Origin of the sequence: Vitreimonas flagellata (assembly GCF_004634425.1) — a bacterium.
In the GTDB taxonomy this organism is placed as follows: domain Bacteria; phylum Pseudomonadota; class Alphaproteobacteria; order Caulobacterales; family Aquidulcibacteraceae; genus Vitreimonas; species Vitreimonas flagellata.
This window is the reverse complement of record NZ_SBJL01000002.1, coordinates 431,869-454,510: the sequence shown is the minus strand read 5'-3', so window position 1 is coordinate 454,510 and position 22,642 is coordinate 431,869. Positions and strand designations below refer to the sequence as shown.

General features: G+C 63.3%; 21 protein-coding genes. 14 read left to right on the top strand and 7 right to left on the bottom strand.

Annotated elements, in window-relative coordinates; genetic code table 11:
• Nucleotides 1-2 precede the first annotated feature (2 nt).
• Nucleotides 3-1,130: an efflux RND transporter periplasmic adaptor subunit gene (locus EPJ54_RS10240; RefSeq protein ID WP_135211624.1), complete on the bottom strand. Its 1,128-nt coding sequence runs from the start codon at nucleotides 1,128-1,130 to the stop codon at nucleotides 3-5.
• A gap of 160 nt (nucleotides 1,131-1,290) precedes the next feature.
• Between EPJ54_RS10240 and EPJ54_RS10235 the strand changes: the two genes are divergently transcribed.
• From EPJ54_RS10235 to EPJ54_RS10175, 13 genes are all read left to right on the top strand, one after another.
• Complete coding sequence (locus tag EPJ54_RS10235) at nucleotides 1,291-1,920, top strand: TetR/AcrR family transcriptional regulator (RefSeq protein ID WP_135211623.1); 630 nt, start codon at nucleotides 1,291-1,293, stop codon at nucleotides 1,918-1,920.
• Nucleotides 1,921-1,982: 62 nt separating this feature from the next.
• Nucleotides 1,983-3,254, top strand: coding sequence for a D-arabinono-1,4-lactone oxidase (locus EPJ54_RS10230; protein WP_135211622.1), 1,272 nt, complete (start codon nucleotides 1,983-1,985; stop codon nucleotides 3,252-3,254).
• Complete coding sequence (locus EPJ54_RS10225) at nucleotides 3,254-4,390, top strand: DSD1 family PLP-dependent enzyme (RefSeq protein ID WP_135211621.1); 1,137 nt, start codon at nucleotides 3,254-3,256, stop codon at nucleotides 4,388-4,390. Before EPJ54_RS10230 ends, EPJ54_RS10225 begins: the two co-directional genes overlap by 1 nt.
• A gap of 82 nt (nucleotides 4,391-4,472) precedes the next feature.
• Nucleotides 4,473-4,772, top strand: coding sequence for a YerC/YecD family TrpR-related protein (locus EPJ54_RS10220; protein ID WP_135211620.1), 300 nt, complete (start codon nucleotides 4,473-4,475; stop codon nucleotides 4,770-4,772).
• Nucleotide 4,773: 1 nt separating this feature from the next.
• Entirely contained in the window at nucleotides 4,774-5,649 is an 876-nt protein-coding gene (gene hisG, locus EPJ54_RS10215; RefSeq protein WP_135211619.1) for an ATP phosphoribosyltransferase, read from the top strand.
• 1 nt (nucleotide 5,650) lies between these two features.
• Nucleotides 5,651-6,940 carry a histidinol dehydrogenase gene (gene hisD, locus EPJ54_RS10210; protein ID WP_135211618.1) on the top strand — a complete coding sequence of 430 codons (1,290 nt, stop codon included), beginning with the start codon at nucleotides 5,651-5,653 and terminating at the stop codon, nucleotides 6,938-6,940.
• Complete coding sequence (gene hisB / locus EPJ54_RS10205) at nucleotides 6,937-8,358, top strand: imidazoleglycerol-phosphate dehydratase HisB (protein ID WP_135211617.1); 1,422 nt, start codon at nucleotides 6,937-6,939, stop codon at nucleotides 8,356-8,358. The genes hisD and hisB overlap by 4 nt, the downstream gene beginning before the upstream one ends.
• Nucleotides 8,358-8,954, top strand: coding sequence for an imidazole glycerol phosphate synthase subunit HisH (hisH, locus tag EPJ54_RS10200; protein WP_135211616.1), 597 nt, complete (start codon nucleotides 8,358-8,360; stop codon nucleotides 8,952-8,954). Before hisB ends, hisH begins: the two co-directional genes overlap by 1 nt.
• The gene (hisA, locus tag EPJ54_RS10195) at nucleotides 8,948-9,673 is read left to right on the top strand and encodes a 1-(5-phosphoribosyl)-5-[(5-phosphoribosylamino)methylideneamino]imidazole-4-carboxamide isomerase (protein ID WP_135211615.1); all 726 of its coding nucleotides are present in this window, start codon (nucleotides 8,948-8,950) and stop codon (nucleotides 9,671-9,673) included. The genes hisH and hisA overlap by 7 nt, the downstream gene beginning before the upstream one ends.
• The gene (hisF, locus tag EPJ54_RS10190) at nucleotides 9,663-10,430 is read left to right on the top strand and encodes an imidazole glycerol phosphate synthase subunit HisF (RefSeq protein WP_135211614.1); all 768 of its coding nucleotides are present in this window, start codon (nucleotides 9,663-9,665) and stop codon (nucleotides 10,428-10,430) included. Before hisA ends, hisF begins: the two co-directional genes overlap by 11 nt.
• Entirely contained in the window at nucleotides 10,427-11,041 is a 615-nt protein-coding gene (gene hisIE, locus EPJ54_RS10185; RefSeq protein ID WP_135211613.1) for a bifunctional phosphoribosyl-AMP cyclohydrolase/phosphoribosyl-ATP diphosphatase HisIE, read from the top strand. Before hisF ends, hisIE begins: the two co-directional genes overlap by 4 nt.
• Complete coding sequence (gene hisC, locus EPJ54_RS10180) at nucleotides 11,038-12,132, top strand: histidinol-phosphate transaminase (protein ID WP_135211612.1); 1,095 nt, start codon at nucleotides 11,038-11,040, stop codon at nucleotides 12,130-12,132. The genes hisIE and hisC overlap by 4 nt, the downstream gene beginning before the upstream one ends.
• A 12-nt stretch (nucleotides 12,133-12,144) precedes the next feature.
• On the top strand, nucleotides 12,145-13,293 hold the full coding sequence (locus EPJ54_RS10175) for an aminotransferase (RefSeq protein WP_135211611.1): 1,149 nt from the start codon (nucleotides 12,145-12,147) through the stop codon (nucleotides 13,291-13,293).
• Here EPJ54_RS10175 and EPJ54_RS10170 read toward each other — a convergent pair.
• From EPJ54_RS10170 to EPJ54_RS10155, 4 genes are all read right to left on the bottom strand, one after another.
• On the bottom strand, nucleotides 13,290-14,366 hold the full coding sequence (locus EPJ54_RS10170; RefSeq protein ID WP_135211610.1) for an acyl-CoA dehydrogenase family protein: 1,077 nt from the start codon (nucleotides 14,364-14,366) through the stop codon (nucleotides 13,290-13,292). The two genes, EPJ54_RS10175 and EPJ54_RS10170, sit on opposite strands and share 4 nt — an antisense overlap.
• Complete coding sequence (locus tag EPJ54_RS10165; protein WP_135211609.1) at nucleotides 14,363-15,556, bottom strand: acyl-CoA dehydrogenase family protein; 1,194 nt, start codon at nucleotides 15,554-15,556, stop codon at nucleotides 14,363-14,365. The genes EPJ54_RS10170 and EPJ54_RS10165 overlap by 4 nt, the downstream gene beginning before the upstream one ends.
• Nucleotides 15,557-15,626: 70 nt before the next feature.
• On the bottom strand, nucleotides 15,627-18,680 hold the full coding sequence (locus tag EPJ54_RS10160) for an efflux RND transporter permease subunit (protein ID WP_135211608.1): 3,054 nt from the start codon (nucleotides 18,678-18,680) through the stop codon (nucleotides 15,627-15,629).
• Between the two features lie 3 nt (nucleotides 18,681-18,683).
• A complete protein-coding gene (locus EPJ54_RS10155; protein WP_167755675.1) occupies nucleotides 18,684-19,670 on the bottom strand; it encodes an efflux RND transporter periplasmic adaptor subunit in 987 nt (328 codons plus the stop codon).
• Between the two features lie 185 nt (nucleotides 19,671-19,855).
• Here EPJ54_RS10155 and EPJ54_RS10150 point away from each other — a divergent pair, with 185 nt between their 5' ends.
• Nucleotides 19,856-20,467: a TetR/AcrR family transcriptional regulator gene (locus EPJ54_RS10150; RefSeq protein WP_135211606.1), complete on the top strand. Its 612-nt coding sequence runs from the start codon at nucleotides 19,856-19,858 to the stop codon at nucleotides 20,465-20,467.
• Nucleotides 20,468-20,471: 4 nt separating this feature from the next.
• On the opposite strand, the gene EPJ54_RS10145 is transcribed toward EPJ54_RS10150, so the two are convergent.
• Entirely contained in the window at nucleotides 20,472-21,248 is a 777-nt protein-coding gene (locus EPJ54_RS10145) for an EAL domain-containing protein (protein WP_135211605.1), read from the bottom strand.
• 108 nt (nucleotides 21,249-21,356) lie between these two features.
• A complete protein-coding gene (locus tag EPJ54_RS10140; protein WP_135211604.1) occupies nucleotides 21,357-22,637 on the bottom strand; it encodes a TRAP transporter large permease in 1,281 nt (426 codons plus the stop codon).
• Between the last annotated feature and the right edge of the window lie 5 nt (nucleotides 22,638-22,642).

Here is a 22,642-nt window from a genome sequence, read left to right as displayed (position 1 = left end):
TGTTAGCCGTTGCGCCCGCGGATCGGCAGAGCGCCTTCTTGCGTTGATTGTTCAGCTTCAATGTTTACGGGCGTCGCCTGCGCGCCCGGACGAATGCGTTGCAAGCCATCGACGATCAGGCGGTCGCCCGGATTGAGACCGGCCGTCACCACCCATTGGTCGCCAGCGGTCGCGCCCGTTTCGATCACGCGCTGCTCAACCACGTTTTCGCGGTTCAGCACCATCGCGACAGCTTCGCCGCGCGCATTGCGCGTGACGCCTTGTTGCGGCGCGAGGATCGCTTGCTGGTTCACGCCTTCAATCAGGCGCGCCTGCACGAACATGCCGGGGAGGAGCATGTGGTCGGGATTCGGGAAGACCGCGCGCAAACGCACCGTGCCGGTGGTTTGGTTCACGGTCACTTCCGAGAATTGCAATTCGCCTTGGTGCACGTACTCGCTGCCGTCCGGCATGATCAGGCGAACCTGCGCGTGCGTTTGGCCGCTCTGCGCCAAGGCTTGGCGCAAGCGCAGCATGTCCGCGCTCGATTGCGTCATGTCGACGTACACGCGGTCAATGTTTTGGATCACGGCGAACGGCTCGGCTTGCGCCGGCGTCGCCAACGCGCCCGGCGTCACGCTCGATGCGCCGATAATGCCGCTGATCGGCGCCGTCACGCGCGTGTAATTCACGCTGATGCGGGCGTTATCCAAAGCCGCGGAGGCTTGGTCGGAGGCCGCGCGGGCGTCGTCCAATTCTTGTTGGCTGATGGCGCCGATCTCGATCAGTTGCTGGTAGCGCTCAAAGCGCGCACGGGCCGAAGCCGCCGCCGCACTTGCGCTGGAGAGCTGCGTTTGGGCGGGGCCGGCGTCGATCTCGTAGAGCACCTGGCCGGCGCGCACCGTCGCGCCTTCTTCAAACCGGCGGGCACGGACGATGCCGCCAATCTGGGGGCGGACTTCCGAGGTCTCGAAGGCGGCGACCCGGCCAGCCAGCCGGAGCGTCACTTCATAGTGTTGCGGGGCGATCTCGACGATCCCGACTTCCGGCGCCGGAGGGGCTGCGCCTTCCGCGCCCGCCGGCCCGCCGCAAGCCGCCAAAAGGGCCGCGAGGCTGACCAGGCTTGCGCCGGCTACCACACGATATGACATTTTGAAGTCCCCGCTTCTTTCATGTGCGTTTACGAAACACACATAAAAACAACACACAAAGGTTGAGAATGAGCGTTCATTCTCATATGTGAGGGAAATGAGGGTTCCTTTGCGCTAAGTCAAGAGCGCTAGGGTGCTAAAAAATTAGAGAGGAAACGCGATGGATTCGGCCGAGCCCGTCACGACCACTGAATTAAGTAAGGCGGACCTGCGCCGCGCCCAGGTGCTGGACGCTGCCGCCAAGTGTTTCAACAACGAGGGCTTCCACAGCGCCAGCATGTCCTCGATCGCGACCGAAGCCGGCATGAGCGTCGGCCAGATTTACCGCTATTTTGAAAACAAGGAGGCGGTGATCGCCGCCATCGTGGAGCAGAAGCTCGCCGAATGGTCGAAGCGCATGGCCGAAGTGCGCGCGCGTAACGGCGATCTGCTCGAAGAGATGATGGAAGTCGCACGCTTTCACATCGAAAAGGTTGTCGCGCCCGAGCAAGCCGCGCTCTCGCTTGAGTTTCTCGCCGAAGCCGCGCGCAATCCCCGTATCGGCGAAATCGTGCGCGTGGTCGATGGCGTCATGCGCGGGCATTTGAAAGACGTGCTGTTACGCAACGGCGCCGTCGAAGACGACAAGATCGAAGCGCGCATCGACATGATCGCCATGCTGATCGATGGCTGGGTCATTCGCGGCGTGAAAAACCCAAGCCTGAAGAAGGAAGATTATCTCGACGCGCTGCGCCCGCTGTTCGAGATTCTTCTGCATTGCCCGCAAGGCGGCGGCGCTGCTTGCGGCTAACGCGCCGCTTGGCGCGCGCCGCGTAATATTGCACTTTGCGCCCATAAAGAGGGGCGCGGCGCATGGCGGAATGGGCGAATTGGTCAGGCAGCGTCAAAGCGCGCCCCGCGCTGGTCGCGAAACCCAAAACCGAAGACGAAATGGCGCGCATTGTGCGCGAGGCCAGCACTGTGCGCGTCACTGGCGCCGGCCATTCCTTCATGCCGCTCTGCGAAACTGATGGCGCATTGTTGCAGCTTTCCGAACTTGAAGGCGCAATCGAATTCAACGCCGACAAATCGCGCGTCTGGGCCCCCGCTGGCTGGAGTCTCGCCAAGCTCACCGAAGCGCTTTGGGCTGAAGGCGTGTCGCTCATCAACCAGGGCGACGTGAACCCGCAATCCCTCGCCGGCGCGATCGGCACCGGCACACACGGCACCGGCGCACAACTCGGCTCGCTCTCCACCGCAGCGCGCGCGTTTCGCATGATGTTGGCCGACGGCTCCATCGTTACATGTAGCGCCGACGAAAACCGCGATCTCTACGAAGCGCAGCGTTTAGCGCTCGGCATGGTGGGAATCGCCACGCGCATCGAGATCGACGTGCTGCCGGCCTATCATTTGGAAGAAAAACTGGAATCGCATCCGCTCGATTGGGTGGCCGAAAATTGGGATGAGATGGCGGCCAACAATCGTCACGTCGAATTCTTCGTCTTTCCGTACGGCAAGAGGGTCGTGCTGAAGCGCCTCAATCCCGTGCCGGGCGAGGGGCCGCTCGAGCAGAAGAACGACATGGACGAGAGCGCCTTTCGCATGGTTTGCGATGTGTGCTCAGTCGCGCCCTTCCTGACATCTCTGCTGCAACCTGCCATCGTGCCGCCCGGCGTCCGCCAACGCCGCGTCGGCCCCGCCTATCAAATCTTCCCGTCCGATCGCACCGTACGCTTCGAGGAGATGGAATACGAAATTCCGCGCGACGCGGGTTGGGCAGCCCTTCGCGAAGTGATCGCCTGGATCAAGAAGCGCAATCTGCCCGTCACATTCCCGTTCGAATTCCGCACCACCGCCGCGGACGACATTTGGTTGAGCCCCTTCAACAAGGGGCCGTGCGTTTCGATCTCGATGCACCAATACGCCAAAATGAAATGGCGCGCGCTTTTCGTCGAAGCCGAGCAGATCTTCCGCGCTCACGGCGGCCGCCCGCACTGGGCAAAACGTCACACGCTCACGCGCCGCGATGTCGATGCGCTGTATCCGCAAGCCCAAATCTTCCGTGACGTGCGCGCCGCGCATGACCCAAACGGAAAATTTCTCAACACACATCTCGCGCCGCTGTTCGGCCCGGAGCCTGCTTAATGTCTGACATCAATCTGCACAGCGCGCTCATCGGCCAACAAGGCTCGCGTGCCGAACTCAACACACCGGTGCTCGTCGTCGATGGTGATGCGCTGAAGCGCAACATCGACGCGATGGCTGCGTTCGCGCGCCAACATAAGGTCGCGCTCCGTCCGCACGCGAAAACCCACAAGAGCGCCCACATCGCGCAAATGCAGATCGATGCCGGCGCGGTCGGCGTATGTTGCGCCAAACTCGGTGAAGCCGAGGCGCTGGCGCAAGGCGGCATTGACGACATCTTGATCACGTCACCGGTTGTCACACCGCAAGCCATCGCGCGCCTCATCTCGCTCGCCTCGCGCATCAAATCGCTGCGTGTCGCCGTTGACAATCCAGCCAATGTCGATGCGCTCGCCACGGCTGCGTCGAAAGCGCATATCGTGCTGCAAGTGATCGTCGACATTGATCCTGGTATCCGCCGCACGGGCGTTGCATCGCCGGAAGCGGCGCTCGATCTCGCGCAACGCATCGCGGCGTTGCCGTCGCTCAAATATCGCGGCGTGCAATTTTACTGCGGCCAGCAACAGCACATCGAATCCTTCGCTGATCGCCGTAGCGCCATCGAAGAGCGCACGCTCTATCTCAGCGGCATCGTTTCATTGCTCGAAGGCGAGGGCCTCGCGCCGGAATTCATCACCGGCGGCGGCACCGGCACACATCGCATCGACGCCGATCTCGGCGTCTTCAACGAGCTGCAAACCGGCTCCTACGTGTTCATGGATCGCCAATACAACGAATGCGACATCACCGGCGAAGGCGCGCCCGGATTTGAAACCTCGCTCTTCATCGACGCACGCATCATCAGCGCCAACGCACAAAGCATGGCCACGCTCGATTCCGGCTTCAAATCCATGTCCACCGACGGCGGCTTGCCCACCATTGTCGATGGCGCACCGACGACCTCCGCCTTCTTCTTCATGGGCGACGAACACGCAGCCCTCATCGCGCCCGGCCACGAATTCAAGCTCGGCGATCTCGTCACGCTCGCCGTTCCGCACTGCGACCCGACCGTGAACCTCTACGACGCCTACCATGTCGTTCGCGATGGCACGTTGGTCGACATCTGGCCCGTGACCGCCCGCGGCCGCTCCAGATAAGCGAATAAAAACAATATAATACCGCCATCGGGCAGCTTGGCTGCTTGCGTCGCGTGTTTTAACGTAGTAGCACAGAGCCACAATGGCAAAACAAGCTCAATCCGGCGCGCTGCGCCCCGACGTCTATGACGCGATCCTCTCGCTCCGTGACCGCAAGGAAGCTGAGGCGTTTCTCGCCGATCTCTGCACGCCCAGCGAACTCAAAGCGCTCAACGAACGCTGGCACGTCGCGCGTCTCCTAGACCAAGGCGAGCTTTCCTATCGCGACATCGCCAAGGTCGCGACAGCCAGCACCGCGACCGTCACGCGCGTCGCGCGCTTCCTCAAAGACATGCCGTATCGCGGCTATCGCCGCATCCTCGATCGTTTGAAAGCCGCCTAAAATGTCCGCACGTCTCCGCATCGCCATTCAGAAGAGTGGCCGCCTCGCCGACAAGAGCCTCGAATTACTCGAAGCGGCGGGCCTGCGCGTCCTCAAGGGCGCGAACGAATTGCTCTATCGCATCGAGAACGCGCCGATCGATCTCCTGCGCGTGCGCGATGACGACATCCCTACCTTCGTTGGCGACGGCGTCGCTGATCTCGGTATCGTCGGCCTCAACGTGCTCGAAGAGCGCGAAGACGGCCGCAGCGCCGAACCTGAGCAAGTGATGGCGCTCGGCTTTGGCAAATGCGATCTGAGACTCGCCGCACCGATTGGCTTTGCCTACAATGGCCCTCGTTCGCTGCAAGGCCTGCGCATCGCCACGACCTATCCGCATGTCCTCAATCGTTTCCTTACGGAAAACGGCGTCACGGCGGACATCATTACCATGCGCGGCGCCGTCGAAGTCGCCCCGCGCTTGAAGCTCGCCAACGCCATCTGCGATCTCGTTTCAACGGGCGCCACGCTCGAAGCCAATGGCTTGGCCCCACTCGATACCGTGCTTCGCAGCGAAGCCGTGCTGATCCGCGCGCCGAGGAAAATCGATCCGGAATTGGAGAAAGTCGCCGAAAGCGTCGTGCAGCGCTTCAAAGGCGTCACATCCTGCCGCGGCGCCAAATACGTGATGATGAACGCGCCGCGCGCTGTGTTGCCCAAGATCAGTGCGATCCTGCCAGGCGCCGGCTCGCCAACCGTCACACCGCTCGCGGGCAGCGACGACATGGTCGCCGTGCACGCCGTTTGCCAAGAATCCGTGTTCTGGGAAACGCTCGAAGAACTTAAAGCCGCCGGCGCCAGCGCCATTCTTGTGCTGCCGATCGAAAAGATGATGTGAGATGAAGCGGTTCGAGTGGAGCAATCTGAACGCCGCCGAGCGCCAAGCCGCGCTCGCACGGCCTGCGCGCCGCCGCGACAATGAAGTCGCGGACGTTGTGCGCCGTATTTTCGATGACGTGGAGCGTGAAGGCGAGGCGGCGGTCAAGCGCTGGTCCGAAACCATCGACAAGCGCGCGCCGCAAACGCTCGCGCTCAACGCCAGCGTTGTGGACGCTGCGCGCGCCAAGCTCACGCGCGAAGACCTCGAAGCGCTCGCCATCGCCATCGACAACGTCACGCGCTACCACGAAGCCATCAAACCCAAGACGCAAGAGATCGAAGTTCGCGCCGGTGTGCGCTGCCGCCGTGTGTGGCGCGCGATCGCCAGTTGCGGTCTCTACATTCCCGGCGGCACCGCGCCGCTTTTTTCAACGCTCATCATGCTCGCCGCACCCGCGCGTGTCGCCGGCGTACGCGAACGCATCGTCGTCACGCCGCCGGGCAAAGGCGATGGCGCGCCGCACCCGATGATCATCGCCGCCGCCGCCGCCTGCGGCATCGAAACGCTCTCACTCGTCGGCGGCGCACAAGCCATCGCCGCGCTCACGTTCGGCGCCGGTGTGCCCAAAGCCGAAAAAATCTTCGGCCCCGGCAACGCCTTCGTCACTGAAGCCAAACGCTACGCCGCCTCGCTGCCCGGCGGCCCAGTGATCGACGTGCCCGCCGGCCCCAGCGAACTCATGGTCATCGCCGACGATGGCGCCGATCCGCGCATCGTCGCCGCTGATCTGCTCAGCCAAGCTGAGCACGATACTGACGCGCAAGTCGTTCTCGTCGCAACATCGGACGCCATCGTCAGCGCCGTCGCGCGTGAGCTCGAACTGCAAACGCCATCACTCCCGCGCGCCGAAATCGCGCAGGCCTCGCTCGCGCAGGCGCGCCTCATCCGCGTGCGTGACGCCAGCGAAGCGGCGGACGTCTCGAACGCTTACGCGCCAGAGCACTTGTCGCTGCAAGTCGCCAACACCGAACCGCTCATTGCGCAGCTCAACAACGCCGGAGCAATCTTCGTCGGCGCCTGGAGCGCCGAGACGTTCGGCGACTACATCTGCGGCCCAAGCCACGTGCTTCCCACCGATGGCGCCGCGCGCGCCTGGAGCGGCGTCAATGTCGCGTCGTTTATGAAGAGCTTCGTCGTGCAAGAAATGAACGAGCAGGGCGCTCGTGCGCTCGCGCCCGCCGCTGCGCGCCTGGCGCGGCTCGAAGGCTTAGAGGCGCACGCCCGCGCCGCCGACGTGCGGGTGCAATGATGCGCGCGCCGTTCCCGCCGCTCGTCGCCAATGGCGACGGCCTCGACGCCCCACCGCAATCGCCCAAAGCGCTGCAACAGCGCATGGCGGAGATGTACGGCGTCGATGAAGGCGCCGTGCTGCCCGTGCGTGGTGCGCTACACGGCATCGAACTGGTGTTTCGCAGCGTCGCGCTCGATGGCTTCGTCAAGGTCTCCGCGCCTCGCACGCAGGCGCTGCAGACTCTCGCCCGCATCTCTGGCCTCGATCTCGTGAACGACGACGCAGGCGCCGGCGCCGCGATCGTTACCCCGCTGAGCGAAGCGGAAGCACGCACGAAAGCCGAGCAGATCGCGCCCGCGCTGCTCGTCATCGACGAAAGCGCCATCGAATTCGCCGATCGCGCGTCGCTCGCCGCGTTCGCCGCGCAGCAAGATAACGTCATCGTTCTCCGTTCGCTCGCCCAAGCCTATGGCCTAGCCGGCGCGCCCTGCGGCGCAGCCATTGCCGCACCCGCCACGATCGCCAAGCTGCGCGACGTGCTCGAACCTGACGCGCTGCCAACGCCCATTATCAAACTCGCGCTCGCCGCACTCGATCCTGCCCGTGTCAACGCCAACGCGCTCCGCGTCGAACAGGTGAAAGTTGAGCGCGCCCGCGTCGCAAAAGCGCTGAACGCGCGCGCAGAAGAGGGCCCCGCCGTATCGCTCCAGGTGGAAAACCCGGAAGAAGCACGCGCCGCGCTTCGAAAATTCGCCATCGATGCCGAATGGCTCGACGCCAACACGCTGCGTCTGCCCATCAGCTTCAAGCCCGAAACCAACGACCGCGCGCTTGCCGCGTTCGGCGTCGAAGTCAAATCCAGCGCACGCCGCAGCGAGGTCGTTCGCGAAACGCTCGAAACACGCATCGTCGCACAAATCGATCTCGATTCCGAAACCACGCCACAGATCAACACAGGCGTCGGCTTCTACGATCACATGCTCTCGCAGATCGCCACGCACGGCGGCTTCACGCTCGCGCTCACCTGCGCCGGCGATCTCGACGTCGACACACACCACTCCATCGAAGATGCAGCGCTCGCGCTCGGCCAAGCCTTGAAAGAGGCGCTCGGCGCACGCCGCGGCATCGCGCGCTTCGGCTTCGTGTTGCCGATGGACGAGGCGGAGGCAAAAGTCTCCGTCGATCTTGGCGGCCGGCCGTACTTGATGTTCGACGGCAAATTCGACGCGCCTTTGCTCGGTGAATATCCCACCGAAATGACCGAGCACGTTTTCCGCTCGCTCGCGCAAAGCATGGGCGCGGCGATCCACGTCTCCGTCACCGGCGAAAACGATCACCACAAAACCGAAGCCTGCTTCAAAGCCTTCGGCCGCGCATTGCGCCAAGCCGTGCGCATCGAAGGCGATCGCGTGCCGTCGACCAAAGGCTCGATCTGATGTCGACCGTGGTTGTGAAGCTGGGAGTCGGCAACACCGCGTCGGTGATGTTCGCATTGGAGCGCCTGAACGCACCCGCAACGCTCACCGACGATCCTGCGCGCATCGGTGGTGCCGAACGCATCATTTTGCCGGGCGTCGGCGCCGCCGCGCACGCGATGGATCTCATCGCGAAAAAGGGTCTCCGCGACGTGCTGCGCGCCTTCAAACGCCCATTGCTCGGCGTATGCCTCGGCCAACAATTGCTCTTCGAGTCCAGCGAAGAGGGCGACGCGGAGGGGCTCGCGCTTCTGCCCGGCCGTGTCACGCGCTTGCCCGCATCAAAGGAGGCGCCGGCGCCGCACATGGGCTGGAGCAAGCTCAAGATCGAACAAGACAATGCATTGCTCGAAGGCGTCGAAGACGGCGCTTACGCCTACTTCGTGCACTCTTATGTCTGCCCGATCGATGCCAATACCATCGCCAGCGCAGCGTACGGCCAACGCTTCGCCGCCATCGTCAATCGCGGCAACGCGTACGGCTGCCAGTTTCACCCCGAACGCTCCAGCGCCGTCGGCGCGCGCATTCTCGAGAACTTCTTGAGCCTGCCATGCTGATCTATCCCGCCATCGATCTGCAAGACGGCGTGTGCGTGCGCCTCGTGCAGGGCCGCTTCGATGATTCCACACGCTATGGCGATCCGCGCAAGCAGCTCGCGGCGTTCGCGCAGGCCGGCGCGCAATGGGTGCACATCGTTGATCTCGATGGCGCCAAGCAGGGCAGCCCAGCCCAATACGAGCTCATCGGCGAACTCGCACGCAGCGCTGACGTGCGCATCCAAAGTGGCGGCGGCGTGCGCGAACGCGCACATGTCGAAGCGCTGCTCGACGCGGGCGTCGCCCGTGTCGTCATCGGCTCCGCCGCCGTGAAGCGCCCACAAGATGTGCGTGCCTGGATAGAAGCCTTCGGTGCCGAGCGCATTTGTTGCGCCTTCGATGTGAAGCGGCGCGACGACGGCGCGTTCGAAGTCGTCGTCGGCGGCTGGACCGCAGGCGGCGGCGCCACGATCGAAGAGGCGCTCGCGTTTTATCCCCCCGGCGCATTGAAGCACATCCTCGTCACCGACGTCTCGCGCGACGGCATTCTCGCGGGCCCGAACGTCGAACTGATGCAAACCATCATCGCCGCGCGTCCCGACCTCGACGTGCAAGCCTCGGGCGGCGTCGCCACGCTCGACGATCTCACCACACTGCGCGGCACAAACGCCGCCGGCGCCATTGTCGGTCGCGCGCTCTACGAACGCCGTTTCACCTTGGAGGACGCCCTTGCCGGCTAGACGCATCATCGCGTGCCTCGATGTAAAAGGCGGTCGCGTCGTTAAAGGCGTGCGCTTCGAAGGTCACACCGACGCCGGCGATCCCGCCGAGCTCGCACTGCGCTATCGCGACGAGGGCGCCGATGAGATCGTGATCTACGACATCGCCGCGTCCGCCGAGGGGCGCACTATCGATTACGCTTGGCTCGCGCGCGTGGCCCGCGTGCTGGACGTTCCCTTGTGTGTCGCCGGCGGCATTCGAACGCTGGAGCAAGCGATAGCGTGCCTCGAACACGGCGCCGATAAAGTCTCGATCAATTCGCCGGCGCTCGAACGCCCTGAATTCATCACCGAACTGGCCAACGTCGCGGGTTCGCAATGCGTCGTGCTCGGCGTCGACAGCCGCAGCGAAAATGGCGAATGGTCGATCTATCAATACACAGGCGATGTGAACACGATCCGCCGGACTTCACGCCACACGCTCGACTGGATCGTGGAAGCGCAAGAGCGTGGCGCCGGCGAAATCGTGTTGAATTGCATGGATAAGGACGGCACGCGCGACGGCTACGATATCGCGCAACTCGCCGCCGCGCGTAAATTGCTCTCCATCCCGTTGATCGCCTCCGGCGGCGCCGGCGCTGCGCGGCATTTTCCCGAAGTGTTCGCCGGCGCCGACGTCTCGGGCGCGCTGGCGGCGAGCATTTTTCATTTCAACAAGGTCAGCATCGGCGAAGCCAAGCTTGCTACGCGCGCCGGCGGCTTTGAGGTGCGCACATGAGCTTTGATCCAAGCAAAGTCGATTTCGACAAAGGCGGCGGCCTCGTACCCGCGATCGTGCAGGATGCAGCAACGCTGCAAGTGTTGATGCTCGCCTACATGGATCGCGCGGCGCTCGATGAAACGCTTCAAAGCGGCGAAGCCACGTTCTTCTCGCGCTCGCGCGGCGGTCGTTGGCGTAAGGGTGAAACATCAGGCCATCGCATCAAAGTGCGATCGATGAGCCTCGATTGCGACGGCGATACGTTGCTGTTGCGCGCCGAACCGCACGGCCCGGCCTGCCATCTGGGCAATGAGACATGCTTCGGCACGGAGCTGACGCGCGGCATCGGCCAACTCGGCGCGCTCGAACGCACGATCGCCGAACGCGCGACCGCCTCGCCGGAAGAAAGCTGGACCGCGAAACTCATCGCACGCGGTCCTAAGCGCATTGCGCAAAAGGTCGGCGAGGAGGGCGTCGAAACCGCGCTCGCTGGCGCTGTGGGCGACAGCCAAGAACTCTGCAACGAAGCCGCGGATTTGCTCTATCATCTGGGCGTGCTGCTGCACGCGCGGGGCGCGTCGTTTGAAGATGTGATGCAAGTTCTGGCCGGGCGCGAGAAGAAATTATGAGCGGCCCCATCGCCAAACCCACGATCGCCGAGATCGAGCCGTACAAGGCCGGCAAAGCCAAAGCCGCCGGCTTCGACAAGCCGATCAAGATTTCCGCCAACGAAAACGCGCTCGGCTGCAGCCCCGCTGCATCGGAAGCGTATCGCGCGCTCGCCAACGTGCTGCACGTCTATCCAGACCCGCAAGCCAACGCCTTGCGAGAAGCGCTTGCGCAAAAACATAGTCTTGAACCAGCGCAGCTCATTTTCGGCACGGGTTCGGACGAAATCTTCTCGATGGCAGCCCAAGCGTACCTCAATCCCGGCGACGAGATGGTGCAGCCGCAATTCGCCTTCGCCGCTTGGGCCATCGCCGCGCGCGCGGCGGGGGCCAACGTGATCTCAGCGCCGGAACGCGATTACACCGTCGACGTTGACGCGATGCTTGCCGCAATCACGCCACGCACGCGCATGATGTTCGTCGCCAATCCGGCGAGCCCGACCGGCACGTTCATTCCGTTTGCCGAAATCAAACGCCTGCACGCTGCGCTTCCTGAAAACGTGCTGCTCATCCTCGATGGCGCCTATGCCGAGTTTGCGGAGCGCCACAGCGATTTCGATTCCGGTTTCGAGCTCGCGCGCAACGCGTCCAACATCATCGTCACGCGCACGTTCTCGAAGCTCTATGGCCTGGCAGCGCTTCGCCTCGGCTGGGGCTATGCCAATCCCACGATCATCCAAACGCTCAACAAGATCCGTTTGCCCTTCAACGCCTCCAGCGGCGCGCAAGCGGCGGCGATTGCAGCTTTGAATGACACGGACTTCTCCGCGCGATCGCTTGCGCGCGTCGAAGCAGGTGGTGCGCAGCTCTCCGCGTTCCTCCGCGAACTCGGGCTCACGCCGTTGCCGGCTTTCGCGAATTTCGTGACGGTCCGCGTACCCAAGTCCGCGCCGCTCATAGCGCTCGAGATCGAGCGTGCGCTGGCGGAGCGCGGCATTCTGGTGCGTGGGTTACAGAATTATTCCATGCCGGATTGTCTACGCATCACGATCGGTACGGAAGCAGAGATGCAGGCGCTCGAACAGGCCTTGCGGGCGATCCTTCGGGCGTAGATCATCGCGCCCATGAATCCGATTTTCGCCAATCTGCCGACCTCGATTTTCGAGGTGATGTCGCGCCTCGCGGTGGAGAAGGGCGCCATCAATCTGGGCCAAGGGTTTCCCGAGGACGACGGCCCGCGCGATATTCGCGACGCAGCCGCGCGCGCCTTCACCGATGGGCCGAACCAATATCCGCCGATGCGCGGCATCCCGGCGCTGCGCGAGGCGGTCGCCGCGCACTACAAGACGCATCAGAACATCGATCTCGATTGGCAGCGTGAGGTGACGATCACCTCCGGCGCCACCGAAGCGCTGGCTGCAGCATTGCTCGCCTTCGTGCAGCCGGGTGACGAAGTCATTCTGTTCGAACCGTTCTACGACGCCTATCCGCCCATGATCGCGCGCGCTGGCGGCGTGCCGCGCTATGTGCGCCTGGAGCCGCCGCACTGGCGCTTCGATGCGGACAAGCTCGCGGCGGCGTTCAACGATAAGACGCGCGTCGTTATGATAAACACGCCGCTCAATCCGAGCGCGTCCGTGCTGGGGCACGAAGACCTGGCGCCCCTCGCCGAGCTTTGCCGCCAGCACAATGTCATCGTGATCAGCGACGAGGTTTGGGAAGAATTGCTCTTCGACGGTCGCGAACACGCGTCGATGCTGCATCACTTACGCGAGCGCACGCTGAAGATTGGCTCCGCCGGCAAAATGTTCTCACTCACCGGCTGGAAGGTCGGCTTCGCCTGCGGCGCGCCGGAGCTCACCGAAGCTTTCGCCCGCGCGCATCAATTCCTCACCTTTACTACGCCGCCCGGCCTGCAAGCGGCCGTCGCCTACGGGCTTGGCAAGGAGCGCTCGTATTTCGAGAATATGCGCGCTGACTATCAGCGCGGTCGCGACCGGTTGCAGAACGCGTTGCAGCAGGAGGGTTTCGCCACGCTGCCGGCGCAAGGCGCGTACTTCCTGAGCATCGATCTACCGCGCTCCGGCATCGCGCTCAGCAGCGAAGCCTTCGCGCGCCACGCCATTGAACATGGCGTGGCGACGATTCCGTATGCGGCGTTCTACGCGAACCCCGGCGCGCCCGAGATCGTGCGTCTCTGTTTCGCAAAGCGAAACGAGACGCTGGATCGCGGCGCTGAAGCGTTGGCGAAAGCGAAGCGGGCGCTGGGCTAGAAGCCCAGCAGCGTCGCATAGCGATCGCGGTGATACGTGGCCCCGCCGTAAAGCGCTTCGGCCACACGCGCGCGCTTCATGTAGAGGCCCGCATCATGCGCATCGGTCATGCCGATGCCGCCATGCATCTGCACGAATTCATTGCTGACCACGTGCAGCATGTCCGACGCGCGCGCCTTTGCGAGGCTTGCGTACTCGGACACGTCATCTGCATTGCGATCCAACGCATCGAGTGCTGCCAAGATGCACGAACGCGTCAGCTCGATTTCGGTGAACATCTTCGCGGCGCGATGCTGCAATGCCTGGAAGCTGCCGATATATTGGCCGAATTGCTTGCGCGTCTTGAGATATTCGTTGGTGATCTCGAACGCTTCCTGCGCTTGGCCAAGCATTTCCGCCGCCAAGCCGATCGCCGCGCGATCCAGCACTTGCTCGACGAGCTTTGCGCCGCCATTCAGCTTTTCAGTCGGCGCGTTATCGAAATCGATATCCGCCGCGCCGCGGCTGTCGACCGTAATGAGCTCGCGCTTTGTCACGCCTGGCGCATCCGCTTTCACCAGATAAAGCCCGTCGCCGCCGACAACGAGCAGCAGATCGGCAATGTGGCCGTCGGCGACGAATTTCTTCGCGCCGCTGATCTTGCCGCCGGCGACCTTGAGCTTGCTCTTGGCCGGCGCGTGGTGGGCGCTTTCATCGACAGCAAGCGCCACCGTGATTTCGCCCGCCGCGATCTTAGGCAGCCATTCCTGCTTCTGAGCGTCTGAACCGCCCAACAGCAGCGCGCTCGCGCCCACCAAAGCCGTCGAGTGCAGCGGCGAGGCGACCAATGTCCGGCCCGCCTGTTCGAGCACAAGGCCCAAACCGACATAGCCGAGGCCAGCGCCGCCGAAATCTTCCGGCACAAGAATACCAGCCCAGCCCATCGCCGCCATCTCGGCCCACAATTCAGGATCGCGGCCGTTCTTCTTGTCGTCGCGCATCTTGCGGAAGCGCGTCACCGGCGCTTGCTCGCGGCAAAAATCGCGCGCGGAATCTTTGAGCAGCGTCTGCTCTTCGCTCAATGTGAATGTCATTGCGTGTCCCTCAAGCCCAGCACGCGTTTCGCGACCACGTTGAGGTTCACCTCAGTCGTGCCGCCCTCGATCGAATTGCCTTTGGAGCGCAGCCAGCCGCGCGTGACGGCCAGTTCATCCGGCGAATAGCCTTCGCCAGCCCAGCCGAACGCGCGCGAGCCCGCGGCTTCCACCATCAGCTCGCAGCGTTCGATGTTCAGCGTGGCGCCCGCAACTTTGAACATCGAGGTGATGTGGCTGACGTTTCCGCCGGCCTTCGCTTCTTCCGCCGCGCGTTGCGCCGTCAGCGCGTAGGCGCGTTCGAACATTTTATGCTCGGCGATGCGGGCGCGCAGATCGCGGTCATCCAAGCGGCCGTCCTCATCGAGGCCGACATTCTGCTTTGCGATATCGACGACATCGGTGCGTGCGCCCGACCCGAAGCCCGAAATATTGCTGCGCTCATATTGCAGCAGGCGCTTGGCGATTTCCCAGCCGCCATTCAGGCGGCCCACCATGTTCTCCTTCGGCACCTTCACATCGGTGAAGAAGGTCTCGCAGAAGGGCGAGGCGCCGGAGATCAGTTTGATCGGCCGCGTCTCCACGCCCGGCGAAGTCATGTCGATCAGAATGAAGCTGATGCCTTCATGCTTCACACTCGTATCGGTGCGCACGAGGCAGAAGCACCAATCGGCGTAGTTCGCGTAGGAGGTCCAGATCTTTTGGCCGTTGATCAGCCAATGGTCGCCTTTGTCTTCGCATTTGGTTTGCAGGCCGGCGAGGTCGGAGCCCGCGCCCGGTTCGGAATAGCCTTGGCACCAGCGAATCTCGCCGCGGATCACCGGCGGCAAATGGCGTTTCTTCTGGTCTTCGTTGGCATATTCGAGCAGCACAGGCCCCAGCATCCAAAGCCCGAATGAATAGAGCGGCTGGCGTGCATTGATGCGCTTCAGCTCGCTCTGCAGAATGAGGTTTTCTTCTTTGCTGAGGCCGCCGCCGCCATATTCCTTGGGCCACGTCGGCGCGGTCCAGCCGCGCTCGGCCATGCGGTCGAGCCAGAGCTTCGAGTCCGGGTTGGCGAACTTCGCTTTCTTGCCGCCCCAAACGATTTCGTCTTCCGATGTAAACGTCGACCGCATCGAGGCGGGACAATTTTCTTCAAGCCAGGCCCGCGTGTCTTTGCGGAACTGCTCGAGCTGTACGTCAGTCATCGCGCGTATCCTTCCCGGCGTCATTGTGCACCGCGATTTGCTCGCGCGCCAGTCGCCGTAAGGTGAGGGCTTAGGCTGCCGCTTCCGCCTGATCTTTTGGCGCCAGCAGCAGATACATCGCGGGCGTGACGATCCGCGCAATTAGCGTCGAACTGATCAAGCCGCCAATGAGCACCATCGCGATTGGCGAGAAAAGCGGAGAATCTTCCAGAAGCAGCGGAATCATCCCCCCGATAGCGGTAGCGCTGGTCAGCAGAACCGGCAGAAACCGCACCTCGCCGGCGCGCTCGATCGCTTCCTCCAGCGGTGCGCCGCGCGCCCGCATCTGGTTGGCGAACTCGACCAGCAGGATCGAATTTTTGATCTCGATGCCGATGAGCGCAATGAAGCCGATGATGGCCGTGAACGAAAGCGACTCGCCGCCGATCCAGAGCGCGATCAAGCCGCCCATGATGCCGAACGGGATCACGAACGCGACCACCGTCATCACTGCAAACGAGCCAAACTCCAAGAGCAGCACAGCGAGGATGCCGAAGATCGCGATCATGATCGCGGGGCCAAGGCCGGAGAAGCTGCGCTCTTGCGCTTCGGCTTGGCCGCCGAAGGAGATCGTGTAACCGGCCGGCAGATTGATCGCCTGCAGGCGCTCGGCCACGTCGGCCGTCACCGCACTCGTGAGGTAGCCGCTCTGCGTGTAGGCGCTCACCGTAGCGGTGCGTTCACGATCGACGCGATCGATGGAAGCGGGGCCGGCTTCCATGCGCGGGTTAGAAATATCCGAGAGCGGCAGTGCGCCGCCTTGGCTATTCCACACATAGAGCCGCGACAGATCGGACACTTCCATCACGTCGTCACGCGGTGCGCGCAGCACCACCGGGAACGCGTCGCCCGTCGGGTCGCGGAATTGCGACACCTGCGCGCCGCCCACGGCGATGCGCAAATTCTGATCCACCGCGCCGGCTGGCACGCCGCGCAACGCGGCCGCGCCCTCGTTGATGTTGAGATCGAGATCGATCAGCCGCTCGGCCATCGGATTGGAAATATCACGCGTGCCGGGCGTTTCGCGCACGATGCGCTCGACTTCCGCCGCCAGCTCCGTCACCGCGGCCAGGTCCGCACCGCTGACGCGCACCGCGATCGGCGCCTCGATCGGCGGGCCATTGGTGAAGCGGCGTAAATTGATGCGCGCCCCCGGATATTGATCAAGCCGCGCGCGAATTTCCTCAAGCTTGGCCATGCCTTCGGTGCGATGCCATTCGCCAAAGCGCGCATAGACTTGGCCGACATTGGAAATCTGTTCGGGCGGAATCTCGTTGTAGAAAATCTGCGGATTGCCGCGACCGGAATTCGAGAACCGCCATTCGATCTCAGGAAACTCCGAGAGCACCTGATCGACATAGCGCACCGCGCGATCGGTTTCGCTGACGGCCGCGCCTTGCGGTGTTTCGATCTCGACCAGGAAATACGGGCTGTCGTTCTCAGGGAAGAGTGAGAAGCCCAAGCTTGGGATGAGCCCCAGCGACAGCACAAAGCCAGCCAACGCCGCGAACACCGTCTTGCGCGGATGCATCAGCGCAAAGTGCAGCGCCGGGCGATAGAGATTGTGGATCACGCCCATCACGCCATCGAGCAGCGCGTTGGAATGGCCTTGCGCGCTCTTCGGCAGAAGGTGCGCCGCCATGAACGGGATGATCGTGAGCGCGACTACGAGCGATGCCGTGATCGTCGCCACCACCGCGAGCGGGAGCGAGCGCACGAAGGCGCCCGCTCCCTCGGGGAGGGCCATGATCGGGAGGAAGGCGAGCAGTAGCGTCGCTGTACAGCCGATAACGGCAATGTTGATTTCTTCGACGCCGGCGATGGCGGCGTCGCGGGGCGGCAAACCTTCTCGCAAGCGGCGCGAAATATTTTCAGTGACGACGATCGAGTCGTCGACCAGCAAGCCCAGCGCCAGCACGAAGCCGGCGATCGAGAGCTGGTTCAGCGAATAGCCCATCGCGTGCATCACCACCACGCCGATGGAGAGCGACAGCGGGATCGACACCATCACCACCAGCGAGGCGCGGAAGCCCAGGGGCAGCAGCGTCAGCAGCACAAGGAATATGGCAATGCCGAAATCGCGGCCCAGACTGCCCAGCCGATGGCTGACGGTCTCGGATTGATTGAAGCCGCGTTCGAGAACGATGTTGCTCGGCAGCGTCGTCTCGAAGGAATCGATGCGGCTGTTCACGCCTTCGAGCACTGGGAAGATGTTCTCGCCGAGGCGCGCCCGCGCCGTGACGAAGATCGCGCGCTGGCCATTGTAGCGCGTGATGTGCGCACGCTCGTCATTGGCCCAATTCACTTCGGCCACGTCGCCCACGGTGACGACCGAGCCGCCCTCGGCGCGCAGCGGCACCGCGCGAATTTCATCCAGACTGTTGAACGAGCCCGATGCTTGCACATTGAAGCGCCGCCCGCCGGCTTCGACCGCGCCAATCGGCGTGTCCGCGCCCTCGCGCTGCAACGCGTCCGCCACCGCTGTCAGCGGCAAGCGATACGCGGCCAAGCGATCCAGATCGGCAGCGACTCGCACTTCCGCAGGTGGCGCGCCCCACACTTGCGCCTGCTGCACGCCCGGCGCGCGCTCCAAGGAATCGCGCAGCGCTTTCGCGTAGCTCTCCATCTGCCGGAACGAGGCGTCCTCGCTCACCAAAGCGATCTGCACGATGCTGGTCTGCGCTGGATTGAAGCGGCGTGGGGTGATCGAAACGATGCCTTCAGGCAGCGAATTGCGCACCACGTTGAGCTCGCGCACGACTTCGCCGAACTTCTCCTCGGGGTCGGCGCCCCAAGCGAATTCCACCGAAATCACCGCGAGCCCCGCGCGGCTCGATGAATTCAGATCCTGAATGTCCTCGATCGAATTGATCGCGTTCTCGATCGGCACGGCGACCAGCCGTTCCATCTGCTCGGCGTCCGCGCCCGGCAGCACGACCGCGATCGCCACGCCCGGAAATTCGACGATCGGGTCTTCCGATTTCGGAATCGCCTGGATCGCGCCGAAGCCGAGCGCGATCAAAAGCGCAAACAGCACCGCGGTGAATTGCCACCGATCAACGAAGAAGCGGGTAATGGCCTGCATGTTTTATGTGCCGGCCGAGATACGAACGGTCTCGCCGTCGCGCACATAGGCAGCGCCTGCCGAGATCACGCGATCACCAGGCTCCAGCCCGCTGATCACGATAACGCCAGCTTGCGTTACGCCAGCGGTCGTCACCGCGCGCCGCCGCGCCACGCCTTGCGCGTCCACGACAAACACAATGCCCTGATCTGCGCGCGCATCGAGCAGCGACAGCGTCGGCACCATCAAGGTCGCCGTCGCCGCCGCACCTGGCGTCGCCGCAATCTCCACTTCCGCCACCATGCCGGAGCGCAAGCCCGAAGCATCCGCGATCTCAACTTCAACTTCGAACGCGCCGGTTGAGTCATTGCCCTTGGCGCCAACGCGCGCCACGCGGCCCGTGCGCGTCACGCCCAATTCGTTCACGCGCACTTGCACCTGATCATTCACGCGAATGCGCGACGCCTCGGACGAGGCGACAGGCGCGCGCACGACGATGCCCGAGCGCGTCTCGCCAAACACCAGGATCGGCGTGCCGGCGTTGACGGTCTGCGACGTCTCGGCCGCGCGGCGCAGGATCACGCCGTCTGCTGGCGCCACAAGCACCGATGAATCGCTCGCGCGCTGCACCGCGAGCCGCGCATCATCCAAGCGCGCTTCGGAGACGAAACCGCGATCGTAGAGTTCTTGTGTGCGCGCCAGATCGCGCTCGGCATTGGCGCGCGCGAGCGCGGCTTCATCCACATTCGCGCCGCCGCTGGTCCGGCGCAGCGTGGCCAGGCGCTGTCCGCGGCGCACGCTGTCGCCGGCATCCACCAGCAGATCGCCGACGATGCCTGGCGCCGTGAAGGAAAGTTGCGGTTCGCGCTTGTAGCCGACCAGGCCGCTCGCCCGGATGGCGCCGGCCGCCGAGGCGGAGGCCACTTCGACCACTTGAACCAGCGGGCCTTCGGCCTGGGCCGGCGCATCGGACTCAGCCGCGCCGCAGGCAGCCAGCGCCAAAGCGCTCACGGCCAATGCAAGGGTTTGAAAAACTGCCGCTTTCTGCACAGGCCACCTATTTGCGGTGAAGCATATTGACAATATTCAGCATTCACAAGCTTAATCTGGAACCGGCGATCGAATTCGGCGTGAACGCGCTAGACAGTGTCAGGTCGAAACTTGACACTGTCAAGCCTTTAGCGAAAGATGTTTTCGTGACAGCAGCGACCAAACCCGCCCCGCGCACCGTCGAACCCCGCCGCGCGCTGCTCGACGCGAGTCTGGATTTGCTTACGGCTGAGGGGCTCGAAGGGTTCAGCATGCGCGAGGTCGCGCGTCGCGCCGGCGTCAGTCACCAGGCGCCCTATCATCACTTCCCCGACCGCGAAGCCATCCTCGCCGCCATCGTCGCCGAAGGCTTCGAGCGCCTGCGCGCCGATAGCCTCGCCGCCACCGAAGGGCTCGCTGATCCTGCTTGCCGCTACCACGCGCTCGGTCGCGCCTACGTGAAATTCGCGCTCAGCAATCCTGCGCATTTCAAACTGATGTTTCGCTCCGAACTCGTGCGCGAAGACAAACACGAAGAGGCCATGGCCTGCGCGCAATCGTCCTTCGATGTGCTCGTGAACATCGTCGACGAAGTGTCCATCGCGCGCACAGGCGAACGCGACCACGCGCTCATCTTCGCCTCATGGTCGATGGTGCACGGCCTCGCCACACTCTTGCTCGAAGGCAAACTCGACAAGCATTTCGGCGCAAGCATGGAGTCGCGCTTGGCAGGCGCGGATAGCGTGCTGAAAGTGCTGGAACGGGTCGTGAAGCCTTAGCGCTTCACGCGATCGCGCGCGAAGCTGCTGGCGAAGCTTGCGGCCATATCGGGGCAGGCAAGCTCGCAAGACCAGGTTTCGAGAACAGATAGCCTTGCATCAAATCCACGCCCAGCTCGCGTAGCGCTTCGTATTCGCCGATGGTCTCGATGCCTTCGCAAATCGGGGACACGCCCAGTTCTTTCAGCATCGTCAGCGTGTTGCGCACGATAGTCTGCTTCACACCGCTCTTCTCGATCCCGCGAATGAGGTCCATGTCGAGCTTGACGAAGTCCGGCTGGAATTCGGAAAGCAGGCCAAGTCCGGCATAGCCGGCGCCGAAATCGTCGATGGCCGTCTTGAATCCCATCGCGCGATAGCTGCGCAAAATGTTGAGCACGTGCGTGGAATCCAGACGCTCAACTTCGGTGAATTCGAAGATGATCTTTTGCACCGGGAAGCCCGTGCGCATCGCCGCGGCCAGCGTGAGGCGGATGCAGGCGCGCGGTTCATAGACCGCGTTGGGCAGGAAATTGATCGAAAGAAACGCGTCTTCGGCGGCGAGCTTCAGGTCCGCGGCAAGCTCAATCGCCTTCACGCGGCAATTCTGGTCGAAGGCGTAGCGGTTCTCTGGCGACACTTCCGCCAGGATCGCGCCGGCGCTTTGTCCGCCCTCTCCGCGCACCAACGCTTCGTACGCAAACGTACGCTTGGATCGGACATCGACAATGGGGTGAAACGCCATGGTGATGGGCGTCTCAAACAGCGCACCGCCACGGCATCCTTCGCAAGCGGCGGTCATTCTGAGCCCTGGTGATGGAAGCTGCCAACACCAAAGCTTACACAAGATCGCTAAAGGAATGGTGTGCGGGCGTGTTGTTTACGTCCGCTTCACCATCTCTGCGACGCCTCAACGCCACAGAGCCGGCAGTGTCAGCGACAGCTCAGGTATGAACGTCACCAGCAGCAGCACGGTCAGCGCGGCCAGGAAGAACGGCCAGATTGATTTCACCGCTTCAGTGATCGGTATGCGCCCGATGGCGGCGCCCACGAACAACACTGAACCGACGGGCGGCGTGATCAGTCCGATGCCAGCGGCGAGCACCAGGATGACGCCGAAATGCAACGGCTCCACGTCATACGCGCGTGCGACCGGGAGGAAGATCGGCGTGCAGATGATGATCATGGGCGCCAGATCCATGAATGTGCCGAGGATCAGCAGGATCACCAGGATCAGCAGCAGCACGAGGTGCTTTTCCTGCGTGATCGCCTGCAGCGCATCGACCGCCATCGACGGGATTTGCAGATACGCCATCAGCCAGCCGAACGCGCCGGCGGCGCCGATCACGAACAACACCGCGCCCGATGAGCGCGCCGCATGCGCCACAGCGCCTGTAAACGCGCCCCAGCCCATGCCGCGATAAACCAGCAGCGTCACCAAGAGCGCATAGATCACCGCGACCGCCGCGGATTCAACCGCGGTGAAAATGCCGGCGCGAATGCCGCCGAAAATCACGAAGATCAGCAACAAGCCCGGAATGGCCGCGATCAAGCGTATGCCAATCGCGCCGAATCCCGGGAATGGCTCGGTCGGATAGTTGCGCACGCGCGCCATCACATACGCCGCGCCCATGATCCCGACCGCCAGCAGCAAAGCCGGCACGATGCCCGCCGCAAACAGGTCGGCGATGGAAACGCCGCCGCCGGCGATGGCGGAGAACAAAATCAAATTGTGGGAGGGCGGCAGCAACAGCGCCACGAGTGCGGCCGTCACGGTGACGTTCACCGCGTAATCCTTGCCGAAGCCGCGCTTCTCCATTTGCGGGATCATGGTCGAGCCAATCGCCGACACGTCCGCCAACGCCGAACCCGACACGCCGCCGAACAAGGTCGACGCCACCACGCTCACTTGCCCCAAGCCGCCGCGCAAATGCCCGACCAGCGAGGAGGCGAGTGAGATCAGTCGCTCCGAAATGCCGCCGCGCAGCATCAATTCACCCGCGAAGATGAAGAGCGGAATGGCCAGCAACGACACTTTGCCGAAGCCGGACGCCACTTGCTGCACGACCACGATCGGATCGAGGCCCATATAGAGCACACAGGCCAAGCTCGCCGCGGCGATCGAAAACGCCACCGGCACGCCAATGATCAAGAGCAGCGCGAAGACGCCGAAAAGGACAGCGATTTCCATGACGC